The following is a 13,313-nucleotide window of genomic DNA, read 5'->3' as shown; positions in this document are numbered from 1 at the left end:
CAAATCCGGCAGCCGAGGCGGCAGGCCTGGCAGTGCCTGCCTGGACAACGGCCGCGCATCAAGCGCTTTTTCCGTTAGTTGCGGCGCGCTGCGCCTTCAGGCGTTCCAGCACCGACTGCGCATTGCCCGCCTGGGGCGTGATGCCGGCAGCGCGCAGCTTGGCATCCAGCGCGTCTTCGCTGCTGTCGCGCGCCAGCTCGGCCGCGCTTTCCATGCGCGCACCGCGCTCGGCCTGCTTTTGCTTGATGCGCTCCAGAGAATCCAGCGCGCTTTGCACGCGCGTCTGCGAGCCTGCGTAGCGGCCGGCCACCGTGGCCTGGGCGCGCTGCACGCTTTCCGTGGCCTTGACCGTGTCGGCCTGCTGCTTGAGGCGCTTGATATGCGTTTGCGCCGTCTGTATGGCCACGCGCAGCTGCTCCACGCTTTGCGTGTAGGCGTCCAGCTGGGATTGCTCCTCGTCGCGCTGGGTCTCCAGCACGGAGACCTTGCCGGCCACTTCCAGCGCCAGCGCCTCGTCGCTGGTGTCCAGCGCCTTGACGGCATAGCCCTCGTACTCGGCAATGCGTTCCTGGGTCTGCTTGAGCTTGCCGGCCGCCAGCTTCTGCTTGGCCATGATGTCGGCCAGCGCTTCCTTGGACTTGTTCAGGTCGCTGTCGGCATCGCGGATTTCCTGGTCCAGGATGCGCAGGGCCTGGCTGTCAGTCACCGCCTCGCCGGCCTCGTGGGCGGCGCCGCGCAACGCTGTCACCAGCTTGTTCCAGATGGTCATGATGATCTCCTAGGGGCTCAGTGTCTTCAACGGGCGGGGCGTCAGGCCTGCACGGATGCGGATGCGGATGCGGATGCGGATGTGGGTGCGGGCACAGGCGTCAGGTAGTGGGCGAGCGCCTCGGTGGCCTGGATGACGCTGTCGGCCAGGGTAAGGATCTCGGCAATGATGTCGCCCTCGCTGCTGCTGGCATGCAGGGCGGCGAACATCACATAGCCCTCGCCGCCGTGGGCCTGGGGTTCCAGCGCCATCGTGGTGAAGGGAAACAGTTTTTGCAGGCGCAGCATTTGCTCGTTGAGACCGGCGCGGTCGTGCACCTGGTCGGCGGGCCACAGAAAGGCCTCCACCACCAATTGGTCGCCCGAGAGCGCCACATGCACCGGCAGATCGCCGAATTCGGGCAGGCTGACCAGCAAACTTGCGTCTGCGCCTTCCAGCACCTCGATATGGAGCCGGCCGCCCTGCACCAGTGCCGATTGCTGCAGATCGCCCGCCAAGGCGTGAATATCCCGATATGCCTGTCTGCTGTTGTCCATGCCGCCCTCCTTGTGGATGAGAACCATTGATTCCGGTTGCAATCCCGGCACGCGCATTTGCTTTTCCAATTGCTGCAATGCCGCGCCGTACTCTGGAAGAATCCAGACCTCCTTTTTCACCAGCCCCTGTTCGCGCAGCCGTTGCCGGTGCAGGCGCTGGTAATGGGCTGATGTCTTTTGTTCCATGCGGATACCATAGCGGCCATTACATGTGATGTCTACATGTAATGGCGATCAATTTGTAAACGGATATGTAAGCCGAGTGGCGCAATGGCTGGCTTTGCGCAGGCCACGGCCCGGCCTTTGCGCTCTGGTAAATCGCCATCAAGAATTCATTTTTTCTACCGAAAACCATTTATCAACAAATTTTCCTATCAACCACAGGAGCGCCCAGGCGCGGACTGCGGCGGCGGCGGCGCAGGGCTGCGAAGGCACTGCACAATGGCCGCTGTCGCAGGCAGATCCGGCCCTTGGCTGCCCGGCGCACGCTACGGAAACCTCTGCATGCCCGCCTTCAGGCTCTCACTTCGCACGGCAGTCACAGCCCCCTTCATAGCGGTGTTCGTGGTCACGGCCGGGCTATTGGCGGCATGGCAGCAGCGCCAGGTGGACCAACTCATCAACCGCGAAAGCCTGCGGCTGCTCGACTCCCTGTCCACCACCACGCGCCACCAATTGGCCGATTACCTGGAGACACCGCTGCGCGTGCAGCAGGCTCTGGCCGAGACCGTGGCCCGGCAGGCGCTCTACACCCCCGGCGACCTGCGTCCCATCTATGGCTATCTGACACGCTCATTCACCGAGCTGTATGCCCAGCACCACCAGATCAGCCTGTTGAGCTTTGGCGGCGTACAAGGCGAATACACGGGGGTGCGGCTGGAGCCCGATGGCCGCTACCGCCTGATTCTCCAGGACCGCAGCACCCAGGGCGCCCTGCAGATCTTCGAGGGGCTGGAGCCCGGCCCGCCCATGTCCAGCCTTGCAGGCTACGACCCCCGCGTGCGCCCCTGGTACCAGCCTGCCATCCACAAAGACGGCCCGCACTGGTCGCCCATCTACACGGTGACTGGCGACCGCGGCGATACCACGATTTCCGCATCCACGTCCGTGCGGGTGTCCGGCCAGCTGGCCGGCGTGGTGGCCGCCGATGTGCGGCTGAGCAGCATGAACCGCTTTCTGCGCGACGAGCCCTTGCGTGGCAACGGCCATATCGCCGTGGTCGACGCACAGGGCTACATGGTGGCGCACTCGTCTGAGCTGTCGGTGCTGAAGCGGCGCGAAGGCCCCTATGACCCGCCCGTGCGCCTGCGGCTGTCCGAAAGTCCCGATCTTGCGCTGCGCAGCCTGGCCGCCCTGTTGCCTCCCCATCTGAGCGCGGATCCGTCGGCGCCAGCGGCCCCCCAGAACACCATCAACCTGAGCTTCAAGGAACAGGGGCAGATCTACCATGGCCAGGTCACCGCATTCCACGATGCACGCGGCATCGACTGGCGGATCCTGGTGCTGCAGCCCGAATCCGATCTGGTCAGCAGCATGCGGGCGGACAGCCGGCATGCGCTGGTCCTCGCTTTCGGCCTGGCCTTGCTGGGACTGGGGCTGGGTGTGTGGTGCCTGCGCCGGGCGCTGCGCCCCCTGGCGGTGACGGCCGATGCGGCCAACCGCCTGGCCAAGGGCGACTGGAGCGCGGTAGGGGCGCTGCCGGATACGTCCCTGGTCGAGACATCGTCCCTGGTTTCGGCCTTCCACAACATGGCGCAGCGGCTGCAGGAGTCCTTCGAGCACATGCGCACCCTGCTGCAGTACGACAGCCTGACGCAGCTGCTCACGCGCGCCGGCCTGATCGAGCAGGCCGATGCGGCATCCACCGCCAACACGCCCTGCCCTGCCGCGCTGTGCCTGCTGGAGCTGCAGAATTTCCGCAGCGTCCGCGACGATGTGGGCCACGGCACGGGCGAGCAGTTGCTGCGGGCCGTGGCCGAGCGGCTGCGCAACCACCATCTGCAGTTTCCTGCCCTGTTGGCGCGCACGGCCAGCAACGAGTTCGCCATGCTGTGGCTGCATGACTGCACGCCGCAGCAGATGCAGGACAAATGCCGCCATCTGCTGGAAATCTTCGACCAGCCATTTTCCGTGGGCAAGGACGACATCGTGCTGCGCGCCTGCGCGGGCGCCGTCAGCGGCGAGCTGCTGCCGGGCGCGCTGCCCGAGTGGCTGCGCAACGCCAGCATTGCGCTGGGTGAGGCGCAGCGCGGCTCGCACCCCTTCCTGCTGTTCGAGCCCAGCCTGGCGCAGAAAATGCTGGGCCGCACACAGCTGGCCATGGAGCTGCGCCAGGCGCTGGAGCGCAACGAGCTGCGCGTGTTCTACCAGCCCGTGGTGGACCTGGCCACAGGCAGCATGGTCGGCGCCGAGGCCCTGGTGCGCTGGAACAGCCCGACGCGCGGCATGGTGCCGCCCGGCGTCTTCATTCCGGTGGCCGAGGAGTCGGACCTGATCCTGAGCGTGGGCGAATGGGTGCTGCGCACGGCGGCGCACGACATCGCCTCCCACCTGCCCCGGCTGCCTGCTGACTTCGAGCTGCACGTCAACATGTCGGCACGCGAGCTCATCCAGTCCGACTTCGCCTCCACACTGGAGCAGGCACTGGCCACCAGCGGCCTGCCCGCCCGGCTGCTGACCCTGGAGCTGACGGAGTCCATGCTGCTGGACGACAGCGACGCCACGCTGCAGCGCATTGCCGCCATCCGCGCGCTGGGCGTGAAGATCGCCATTGACGACTTCGGCACCGGCTACTCCTCCCTGGCCTATCTCAGCCGCCTGCGCTTTGACTGCATCAAGATCGACCAGAGCTTCGTCGGCCAGTTGCCGGAGTCCGAATCCGACAAGTCCATCGTGACCGCCGTGCTGCGCATCGCCCAGGGCTTTGGCGTCAAGGTCGTGGCCGAAGGCGTGGAGGAGCAGGCCCAGGCCAGGCTGCTGCACGCCCTGGGCTGCGAGCATGCACAGGGCTATCTGTTCGAGCGGCCGGTGCCGCTGGCGCAGATGCTGGAGTACCGCTCTCCCTGGCACGAGTGAGCCACCAGTGAGCCACCAGGGAGTCGCTGGTGAGCCGCTGCTGCCTTGTGGTGCCCTGCCTGTCGGCTTTGGCTGACGTGTGCCGCTTGCATGATCCGGTGCACATGCAGGTGCAATCCACGAAACAATCGGCGCCTGTTCCAGCCTCCCGCCTTCCATGACGCCCACCTATTCCGAGAGCCAGCAGCCCCCGCCCCGTCTGGACCCCGCCGGCCCCATCCACCTGATCGTGCCGCTGCGCCCAGGCGCCGACCTGGAACAGCTGCGCGCCCGCCTCACCAGCGTGCCCGCGCTGCAGCAGCGCAGCGTGCAGTGGCATGTGCCTGGCGCACGCGCCGACATCGTGCACCTGGCCGCCCGCGCCGTGGACAGGGCCAGCCAGGATGGCGGCCTGGTCGTGGCCGCCGGCGGTGACGGCACCATCAATGCGGTGGCCGCCGCAGCCTGGGCGCGGGGCGTGCCCATGGGCGTGGTTCCGCTGGGCACCTTCAACTACTTCGCCCGCGAGCAGGCGCTGTCGCTGGAGCCTGCCCAGGCCGTGCAGGACATTCTTCAGGCATTGCAGGCCGGCCAGATGCGGCCCGTGAACGTGGGCTTGGTCAACGAACGGCTGTTCCTGGTGAACGCCAGCCTGGGCCTGTACCCGCGCCTGCTGGACGAACGCGAGCGCGCGTCCACACGCTTTGGCCGCACGCGGCTGGTGGCCATTGCGGCCTCCATCTGGAGCATTCTTCGCGGTGGCAGCGCGCGCCGCTGGCGCATCGCCCTGCGCTCCGACCGCCAGGCGCCGCTGCAGCAGCAAGAGCACCTGGCCAGCACACTGTTCGTGGGCAACAACCCGATGCAGCTGGAGCGCGTGGGCATTGCCGAAGCCCGCGCCGTGGCCGACGGCCAGCACCTGGCCGCCGTGCTGCTGCTGCCGCAGGCCAGCGAGGCCCCGGCGCGCGTGGTCTGGAATGCCGTGTTGGGACGGCTGGCGCAGGACGATGCGGTGGCCAGCCTGGCCTGCACCGAGCTGGTGGCAGAGCCCGCAGGTCGGCGCCCGCGGCGCCTGAAGGTGGCCTTTGATGGCGAGCGCGAATGGATGGCCCCGCCCATTCGTTTTCGCCTGGGCGAGAAGCCGCTATGGCTGGTCGTGCCGGGCGAGGCCGGGCCCTCCTCCTGATCATCAAGGGACAAGGAACGCCCATGGCTTTGCTCATGCATATGTCGGACCTGCATTTCGGCGCCCACGATCCGGCCGTGTGCGCCGCCGCGGCAAGACTGGCCGCACGTCTGCCCGTGGCGCTGCTGGTGGTCTCCGGCGACCTGACCCAGCGTGCCACGGCCGCGCAGTTTGCCCAGGCGCGCGAGTTTCTCGATGCCCTTCCCGTACCGCGCCGCCTGGTTGTGCCGGGCAACCACGATCTGCCGTTGCTGGCCTGGTGGGAGCGGCTGGGCGGCCATGCCCATGATCGCTACGCCCGCTGGATCAGCGCCGAACTGCAGCCCTGGTGCGCAGAGCAGGGCTTTTGCGTGATTGGCGTGGACACCACGCGCTGGTGGCGCCACCAGCGCGGCAGCCTGTCGGCCAGCCAGATCCGGCAAGTGGCCCAAAGGCTGGCGCAGGCCAGCCCCGGCGACTGGCGCATTGTGGTCAGCCACCACCCGCTGGCAGCCGCCCATGCGCAGGACCGCAGCCACCGCCCGCACCGCGCGGCAACGGCCCTGGCGGCCTGGCGCGACGCCGGAGCGCAGTTGGTGCTGTCAGGCCATGGACATGACCCCGGCCTGGTCCAGCCGCTGCCGGGGCTGTGGGCGGCGCAGGCGGGCACTGCGGTATCGCTGCGGCTGCGCGCGCATGCGCCCAACAGCCTGTTCACGCTGGAGCAGCAGGAGGACTCGGCTGGACAGGGCCCGGCCTGGCGCCGAGAGCTCACGCGCTGGGACTATTCACGGCAGGCGGATGAATTCCTGCCCGTGCAAAAGCATGTTCTGGACCCGCCGCAGGCCTCCACCCGCTGAACGCGCGCAAGCCTTGTTCTGGCGTTCTTCGTTGTATTGCACAATCCATAGCCTCGGCCTCCATGCAGGCGGCGGCAGAAAAGTTTGCATGCTGTCCTACGCGATGCCCGCCCGAGGGTGTGGATGATCAGCCCTCGTCAATGCTGCCTTTTTGATAGCAGCATGATGCACTGCAACAAAGAGATATGCGAATCCTGTACGTTGAAGACAATGCCGACCTGCGCGAAACCATTGGCCTGCTGATGGAGAGCGAATCGCGCTTCGTGACCAGTTGCGCCACCGCCGAGCAGGCCCTGGAACTGGATGCGGCCCAGCCTTTCGACGTGGTGGTTTCCGATGTCAGCCTGCCCGGCCTGTCAGGCACCGACCTGGCGCGGCAGCTGCTGGAGGCCGATGCCCAGCGCTGGATCATCCTGTGCTCCGGCTACGACCTGGGGCCCTACCCCATGGCCTGGGGCCCCCATGTGCGGACCCTACTCAAGCCCTTCGAGATCGAGGACCTGGAGACGCTGCTGGACTCCATCCAGGAAGCGCTCGGCAACCCCGCCCACTGAAGCGTTCGCGCTTTCGCGCGCCCCGGCGCCCCCGGCTCCCGCCGTCACAGCACGGCCTTGGAGCCTCCCACCGCCGCCTCGCGCGGCAATTCCACCCTGAAGCTGGTCACTCCGTCGGCGGAGCGCACATCGATGCGCCCGCCGTGCGAACGCACGATCTGGTGCGCAATGAACAGCCCCAGGCCCAGTCCCTGGTGCTGGCCGGGCCGGCGTTCACCACCGCGAAACGGGTTGAACAGCGTGGGCAGCAGTTCCGCGGGAATGGTGCCGCCGTTGCGCACCGTGATGGACACGCGATCGTCCTGGCGGCCATCGGCCGTCACCTGCACCGGCTGCGCGGGATCTCCGTGGTGCATGGCATTGCCCAGCAGGTTGGTCAGCACCTGGCACAGGCGCTCGCCATCCCAGATGCCTTCCAGATTGCCCAGCATCTCGCTTTCCAGGCGCCGCTCCGGGAAGCCCGTCTCCACCTCCTGCAGCGTGCGCTGCAGCAGCGTCTGCAGGCTGGCCGACTGGGGCGACAGCGGCAGGCCTTCTGCCTGGCGGATGCGGGTCACGTCCAGCAGATCCTCGATCATGCGCGACATGCGCTGGCTGCTGCTGAGCATGCGCTCGGCCATGTTGGCCACCTTGCCGGGATCGGGCTGGCGCGTGAGCACGGTGGCCGCCGCCTTGATGGACTGCAGCGGCGTGCGCAGGTCGTGGCTGAGCACGGCCATGAACATCTCGTTGATGCGCAGCGCCTCGGTGCGCTCCTGCAGCTGCTGGGCCAGCGCCTGCTTGCGCTGGTGAAGCTCGAAGAACACGTTGGCCTTGGTGGTCAGCATGTGCGGGTCGATGGGCTTGTACAGAAAGTCCACGGCGCCGCTTTCATAACCGCGGAACTGCCAATTGTGCTCGCGCGAGCCGGCCGTCATGAAGATGAGCGGGATGTGGCGCGTGCGCTCGCTGCCGCGTATCAGCTCGGCCAGCTCGAAGCCGTTCATCTCGGGCATCTGCACGTCCAGCAGGGCCAGCGCCACATCGCCATGGTCGAGCAAAAGCTCCAGCGCCTCGGGGCCGGAATGCGCCTTGAGGAACTCGATGCCGTCGCGCTGCAGCAGCGCTTCGATGGCGATCAGATTCTCGGCAATGTCATCGACGATCAGGCATTTGACGCGATCTGTTTGGGACATGGATTCTCTCTCGGTATTTTGTCTGGTGGGAGCGCGCTGAATGGACATTCAAAGCCTCCCCTGGCCGTGCAGCGATGCGATGAGCGCGGCAATGCCCTGCGGCGCCAGCACCCGGGCCTGTGGCACGCGGGCCAGGGCCGCCCGCGGCATGGTCTGCATTGCGGCACTGTCTGGCGACTGCACCACCGCCAGGCCGCCGGCCGCGTGCACGCTGGCCATGCCCTGGGCGCCATCCTCGTTGGCGCCCGACAGCAGCACGGCCAGCAGGCGCTCGCCATAGCAGTCGGCAGCCGACTCAAACAGCACATCGATCGAGGGCCGCGAAAAATGCCAGGGCGCATCCAGCGACAGCGCCAGCCTGGGCCCGCTGTCCACCAGCAGGTGGTAGTCGGCCGGCGCAAAGTACAGGCAGCCCGGCTCCAGCCATTGCTGGTCCTGCACCTCGCGCACCGGCAGGGCGCAGCGCGGCCCGAAAAGCTGGCCCAGCAGGCTGCGCCGGTCGCGCGGCAGGTGCAGTACCACCAGCACCGAAGCGCGCAGGCTGGCGGGCAGCGTGGGCAGCACCACGGACAGCGCATCAAGCGCGCCGGCCGAGCCGCCGATCACGATGGCCTCGTAGGCTGTGGCGGCGTCCGAGGCGGGTGTGTTCGTGGTCGCGGGCATCACAGCCCGGCCCTCTTGCGGTAGATGCGGTCTTCGAGCACGAAGTCCTCGAAGGCCTCCGAATGCCCTGAAAACCGCAGCGACTCCTTGGAGCCCAGGCCCAGGAACCCGCGATGGCACAGCGCATCGCGGAACAGGCCCAGCGCCCGGTCCTGCAGCTCGCGCTCGAAATAGATGAGCACGTTGCGGCAGGACACCAGGTGCATCTCGGCGAACACGCTGTCGGTGGCCAGGCTGTGGTCGGAGAACACCATGTGCTCGCGCAGCCCCTTGTCGAAGACCACACGGCCATAGCGCGCCGTGTAGTAGTGCGACAGCGAGCTGTGCCCGCCCGAGCGCGCATGGTTGTCGGTGAAGGCCGCCACGCGCGCCATGTCGAACACGCCCTGCTCGGCCGCCTTCAGCGCATGGGGATTGATGTCGGTGGCGTAGATCAGGGTGCGGTCCAGCAGGCCCTCTTCATGCAGCAGGATGGCCAGCGAATACACCTCTTCGCCCGCGCTGCAGCCGGCCACCCAGACCTTGAGCGAGGGATAGGTGCGCAGCAGCGGCACGACCTCGGTGCGCAGCGAGCGGAAGTAGGTCGGGTCGCGGAACATGTCGCTGACCTGGACCGTGAGGTACTCGAGCAGGGCCGGGAACACGCTTGTATCGTGCAGCACACGGTCCTGCAGCTGCGACAGCGTCTTGCAGTCGAACTGCACCAGGGCCGACTGCAGGCGCCGCTTGAGCGAGGCCTGGGCGTAGCCCCGGAAGTCGTAGTGGTAGCGGTGGTAGATGGCATCGATCAGCAGGCGCTGCTCGATGTCGGCGGTGCGGGCTTTTTTCAGCTGAGGCATCGCGTCCTCCTATTCAGCTGCGGCATCGCGTCCTCCTTGCTACTTGGGCATCCACACCCGCACCAGCGACAGCAGCTTCTCCACGTCCAGCGGCTTTGCGATGTAGTCGTTGGCACCGGCGGCCAGGCATTTCTCCTGGTCGTCCTTCATGGCCTTGGCGGTCAGGGCGATGATGGGCAGGCGGCGCCATTGCGGGCGGTTGCGGATCTCGCGCATGGCGGTGTAGCCGTCCATCTCGGGCATCATGATGTCCATCAGGACCAGGTCGATGCCGGCCTGCGCCGTGCCCCGCGCTTCCAGGGTTTCCAGCGCCTCGCGCCCGTTGCGCGCGATCTCCACGCGGATGCCCGTGGGCTCCAGAATGCTGGACAGCGCGAACACATTGCGCACATCGTCCTCCACCACCAGCACCGTGCGCCCTTCCAGCGCCGACTCGCGGCTGCGCGCCACCTGCAGCATCTGGCGGTGCTCGGCCGACAGCTCGGACTCCACCTGGTGCAGGAACAGCGTGACCTCGTCGAGCAGGCGCTCGGGTGAGCGCGCGTCCTTGATGATGATGGACTTGGAAAAGCGCCGCAGCTGCTGCTCTTCATCGCGCGAGAGCGCGCGGCCCGTATAGACGATGACAGGCGGGAAGGAAACATCGTCCTGGTCCGTCATGCGCTGCAGCAGCTCGTAGCCGCTGATGTCGGGCAGGTTCAGGTCCATCACCATGCAGTCGAAGGTGGCGCCGCGCAGATGCTCCAGCGCCGCCGCCGCCGTGCCCGCGCAGACGATGTCCACATCGCTGCGGCTGAGCAGGTGGCGCACGCTCTCGCGCTGGCGCTCGTCGTCCTCCACCACCAGCACGCGGCGCAGGTCCTGGGTGAACTTGGCCTCCAGCCGCTTCAGGGCATGGACCAGTTCCTCGCGCTTGACGGGCTTGAGCGCGTAGCCCACGGCGCCGCGTCCCATGGCCTCCTGCGAATAGTCGGCCACCGAGACCACGTGCACGGGAATGTGGCGCGTGACGGGGTTGCGCTTGAGCTGATCCAGCACGCCCAGGCCCGAGAAATCGGGCAGGTTGATGTCCAGCACGATGGCGTTGGGCTGGTTGCTTGCCGCCATGGCCAGGCCGTCGGACGCGGTGTTGGCCACATCGCATTCGAAATCCATCTCGCGCGCGAGCTCGGAAAGAATGTCGGCAAAGCGCAGATCGTCCTCGATGACGAGGATGCGGCGCCCGCTCTGCCCGCTCTTTCGCAGGGCATTCGCCGCGGACGAGGTAGGCGACAGCATCGGCGCAGACATGGCTGGCGACATGGCCGGCGCGAACGCGGGCGCAGCCGGCGCGACATGGGCCGAGGCGACGGCGGGCACGGACGCGGGCGATGACACCGGCACCTGCGTCTGTGTCTGCGCATTCGCCAGCGATTCCCGCGCCGGGCGGGGCAGCGGCGCGGCAGCCAAGGCCTGGCCAGGCTCCACCAGCTCCAGGATCACAGGCACGGTCAGCGTGAACACGCTGCCCTGCCCCGGCGTGCTGGAGACGGTCAGCGTGCCGCCCAGCAGCCCGGCAAGGTCACGTGAGATCGACAGGCCCAGGCCCGTTCCGCCGAACTTGCGATGCGTGCTGCCGTCCGCCTGGCGGAAGGCATCGAAGATGAATTGCTGCTGCTGCTCGGCAATGCCGATGCCGGTATCGCGCACGGCAAACGCCAGCATGCCCCCGGGCACGCGGGACACCTGCAGTTCGACCGAGCCCTTGGCCGTGAACTTGAGCGCGTTGGACAGCAGGTTCTTGAGCACCTGGGCCAGCCGCATGGGGTCGGTCTGCATGGAGGCCGGCACGCCGGGGTCCACCGTCCATGTCAGCTCCAGGCCTTTTTCGCGGGCGATGGGGCGCAGCGGCTCCATCAGCGCCTGCAAGGCGGTGGCGATGGTCATGGGCTCCACCAGGACGCTGACCTGGCCGGCCTCGATCTTGGACAGGTCCAGGATATCGTTGATCAGCGCCAGCAGGTCGCTGCCCGCCGCATGAATGGTCTGTGCGTACTTGACCTGATCGGCCTGCAGGTTGCCGGGCTTGTTGTCGGCCAGCAGCTTGGCGAGGATCAGCGTGGAGTTCAGCGGCGTGCGCAGCTCGTGGCTCATGTTGGCCAGGAACTCGCTCTTGTACTGGCTGGCCAGCTCCAGCTCGTGCGCCTTGTCGGTCAGCGCACCCTGGGCGCGCAGCAGTTGCTCGCGCTGGTACTCCAGCTGCTGGGTCTGCTCCTCCAGATGGGCATTGGTCTGCTCCAGCTCGCTTTGCTGGTGCTCCATCTGCGTCTGCGACTCCTGCAGGATGCGGCTTTGCTGCTCCAGCTCCTCGTTGCTCACGCGCAGCTCTTCCTGCTGGGCCTGCAGCTCTTCCGACTGGCGGCGCGTTTCTTCCAGCAAGGTCTCAAGGCGCGAACGGTCCAGGCCCGAGCGGATGGCCACGGCCAGCATTTCGGACGCCCGCTCCAGCAGGCTGCGCTCTGCCTCGCTCACCCCGCGCAGAAAGCCCAGTTCGATGACGGCGAACACTTCGCCGTTCTCCATGGCGGGCGCCACCATCAGCTGCAACGGGCTGGACTGGCCGGTGCCCGAGGAAATCGGCAGGTGCTGCGCAGGCACGTCCCTGACATGCAGCAGCTTGCGCGAGGTGACCGCCTGGCCCGCCAGGCCCTCGCCGGGCAGCAGCTTGTGCTGCAGGCGCTCGCGCGGCAAGGCATAGCCGCCGAACAGGCGCAGACCGCCGTCGGCGCAGTCCACCACATAGCCGGCGCCCACCTCGGCGCGCAGGTAGGTGGCCAGGTATTCCAGTGCTTTCTGGCCCAGGTCTTCCAGCCGGCGGTCGCCCTGCAACTGCTGGCCCAGGCCGGACAGACCGGACGTCACCCACGACTGGCGCGCCTTGACGCGGTACTCGCGCACCGTCAGCGCGGCCGATGCCAGGATCAGGCCCAGCAAGATGAGGGAGCCGCCCCAGGAGTAGTACGTCGAGGTGGTGGAGGCCTCCACCCACAGCTGGCGGCGCTGCTCCAGCTCACGGGTCTGGCGGGTGTAGAGATCATCGATCAGCTCGCGCAGCCGGTCCATGGCGTTCTTGCCCACGTCCAGGCGCACCAGGGCCATGGCGGCGTCCAGGTCGCCGGCCTTGCGCAGGTCTATGGTTTCCTGCAGCTCGCGCAGCTTCTGCGTCGAGATGTCCTCGATCTGGTCCAGCAGCCGGTGCTGGACGGAGTCGCTGGACGTGCGCGCCTTGAGCGCCTCCAGCTGCTTTTGCAGCACATCGCGCGCCTGCTGGTAGGGCTGCAGATAGGCCTGGTCACCCGTCAGCAGAAAGCCCCGCTGCCCGGTTTCGGCATCCTTGAGCGAGGCGTTGAGCTGGCTGAGCTGGCGCATGGCCAGCGTGGTGCGGTCCATGGCATTCACGGCCTGGCCCCGCGCCTCGGACGCCCGGAAATTGACGAAGGCGATGACCAGGGTGGCCAGGGCCGCTGCACCAAAGCCTGCAACAAGCGTCCATGGAATGGCAAAGCGCTGGGTGGTCTGGTGGCTGGAAGATCGTGGCATGCAGTGGAATTTCTGGCGGAAATGGACGAAGGAATCCGCCAGGGACTGTAACGGTTTTGCGCGGCCCTCGGCAGCACTCGACCACACTCGGCCGCAGTCCGCGCTGGTTTCAGCGGTGC

10 protein-coding genes are annotated in these 13,313 nt (G+C 67.3%); 4 read left to right on the top strand and 6 right to left on the bottom strand.

The window, feature by feature from the left end; translation table 11 throughout:
- Positions 1-58: 58 nt before the first annotated feature.
- Together DELCS14_RS14905 and DELCS14_RS14900 are read right to left on the bottom strand one after the other, a co-directional pair.
- Positions 59-769, bottom strand: a complete 711-nt coding sequence (locus DELCS14_RS14905) for a PspA/IM30 family protein (RefSeq protein WP_013802384.1) — start codon at positions 767-769, stop codon at positions 59-61.
- A gap of 41 nt (positions 770-810) precedes the next feature.
- A complete protein-coding gene (locus DELCS14_RS14900) occupies positions 811-1,305 on the bottom strand; it encodes a YjfI family protein (RefSeq protein WP_228676753.1) in 495 nt (164 codons plus the stop codon).
- Positions 1,306-1,746: 441 nt separating this feature from the next.
- Here DELCS14_RS14900 and DELCS14_RS14895 point away from each other — a divergent pair, with 441 nt between their 5' ends.
- From DELCS14_RS14895 to DELCS14_RS14880, 4 genes are all read left to right on the top strand, one after another.
- Positions 1,747-4,380 carry an EAL domain-containing protein gene (locus DELCS14_RS14895; RefSeq protein ID WP_043796148.1) on the top strand — a complete coding sequence of 878 codons (2,634 nt, stop codon included), beginning with the start codon at positions 1,747-1,749 and terminating at the stop codon, positions 4,378-4,380.
- A 157-nt stretch (positions 4,381-4,537) separates the two neighbouring features.
- Positions 4,538-5,545 (top strand): diacylglycerol kinase family protein, encoded by a 1,008-nt coding sequence (locus DELCS14_RS14890; protein ID WP_013802381.1) that lies wholly within the window; start codon positions 4,538-4,540, stop codon positions 5,543-5,545.
- A 23-nt stretch (positions 5,546-5,568) separates the two neighbouring features.
- Entirely contained in the window at positions 5,569-6,384 is an 816-nt protein-coding gene (locus tag DELCS14_RS14885) for a metallophosphoesterase (protein ID WP_013802380.1), read from the top strand.
- A gap of 185 nt (positions 6,385-6,569) precedes the next feature.
- A complete protein-coding gene (locus tag DELCS14_RS14880) occupies positions 6,570-6,938 on the top strand; it encodes a response regulator (protein WP_013802379.1) in 369 nt (122 codons plus the stop codon).
- Between the two features lie 44 nt (positions 6,939-6,982).
- Here the strand turns inward: DELCS14_RS14880 and DELCS14_RS14875 are convergent, their stop codons facing one another.
- From DELCS14_RS14875 to DELCS14_RS14860, 4 genes are read right to left on the bottom strand one after another with little or no spacing between them, the layout of a single operon-like run.
- Positions 6,983-8,113, bottom strand: coding sequence for a hybrid sensor histidine kinase/response regulator (locus DELCS14_RS14875; protein WP_043796145.1), 1,131 nt, complete (start codon positions 8,111-8,113; stop codon positions 6,983-6,985).
- 48 nt (positions 8,114-8,161) lie between these two features.
- Positions 8,162-8,776 (bottom strand): chemotaxis protein CheB, encoded by a 615-nt coding sequence (locus DELCS14_RS14870; protein WP_013802377.1) that lies wholly within the window; start codon positions 8,774-8,776, stop codon positions 8,162-8,164.
- Positions 8,776-9,615 (bottom strand): CheR family methyltransferase, encoded by an 840-nt coding sequence (locus DELCS14_RS14865; protein WP_012205655.1) that lies wholly within the window; start codon positions 9,613-9,615, stop codon positions 8,776-8,778. The genes DELCS14_RS14870 and DELCS14_RS14865 overlap by 1 nt, the downstream gene beginning before the upstream one ends.
- Positions 9,616-9,654: 39 nt before the next feature.
- Positions 9,655-13,194 carry a response regulator gene (locus DELCS14_RS14860; protein WP_013802376.1) on the bottom strand — a complete coding sequence of 1,180 codons (3,540 nt, stop codon included), beginning with the start codon at positions 13,192-13,194 and terminating at the stop codon, positions 9,655-9,657.
- Positions 13,195-13,313 lie beyond the last annotated feature (119 nt).

Origin of the sequence: Delftia sp. Cs1-4, assembly GCF_000214395.1 — a bacterium.
Classification (GTDB): domain Bacteria; phylum Pseudomonadota; class Gammaproteobacteria; order Burkholderiales; family Burkholderiaceae_C; genus Comamonas; species Comamonas acidovorans.
Note: the sequence above shows the minus strand (reverse complement) of the source record. Positions and strands in the feature narration are given on the sequence as shown.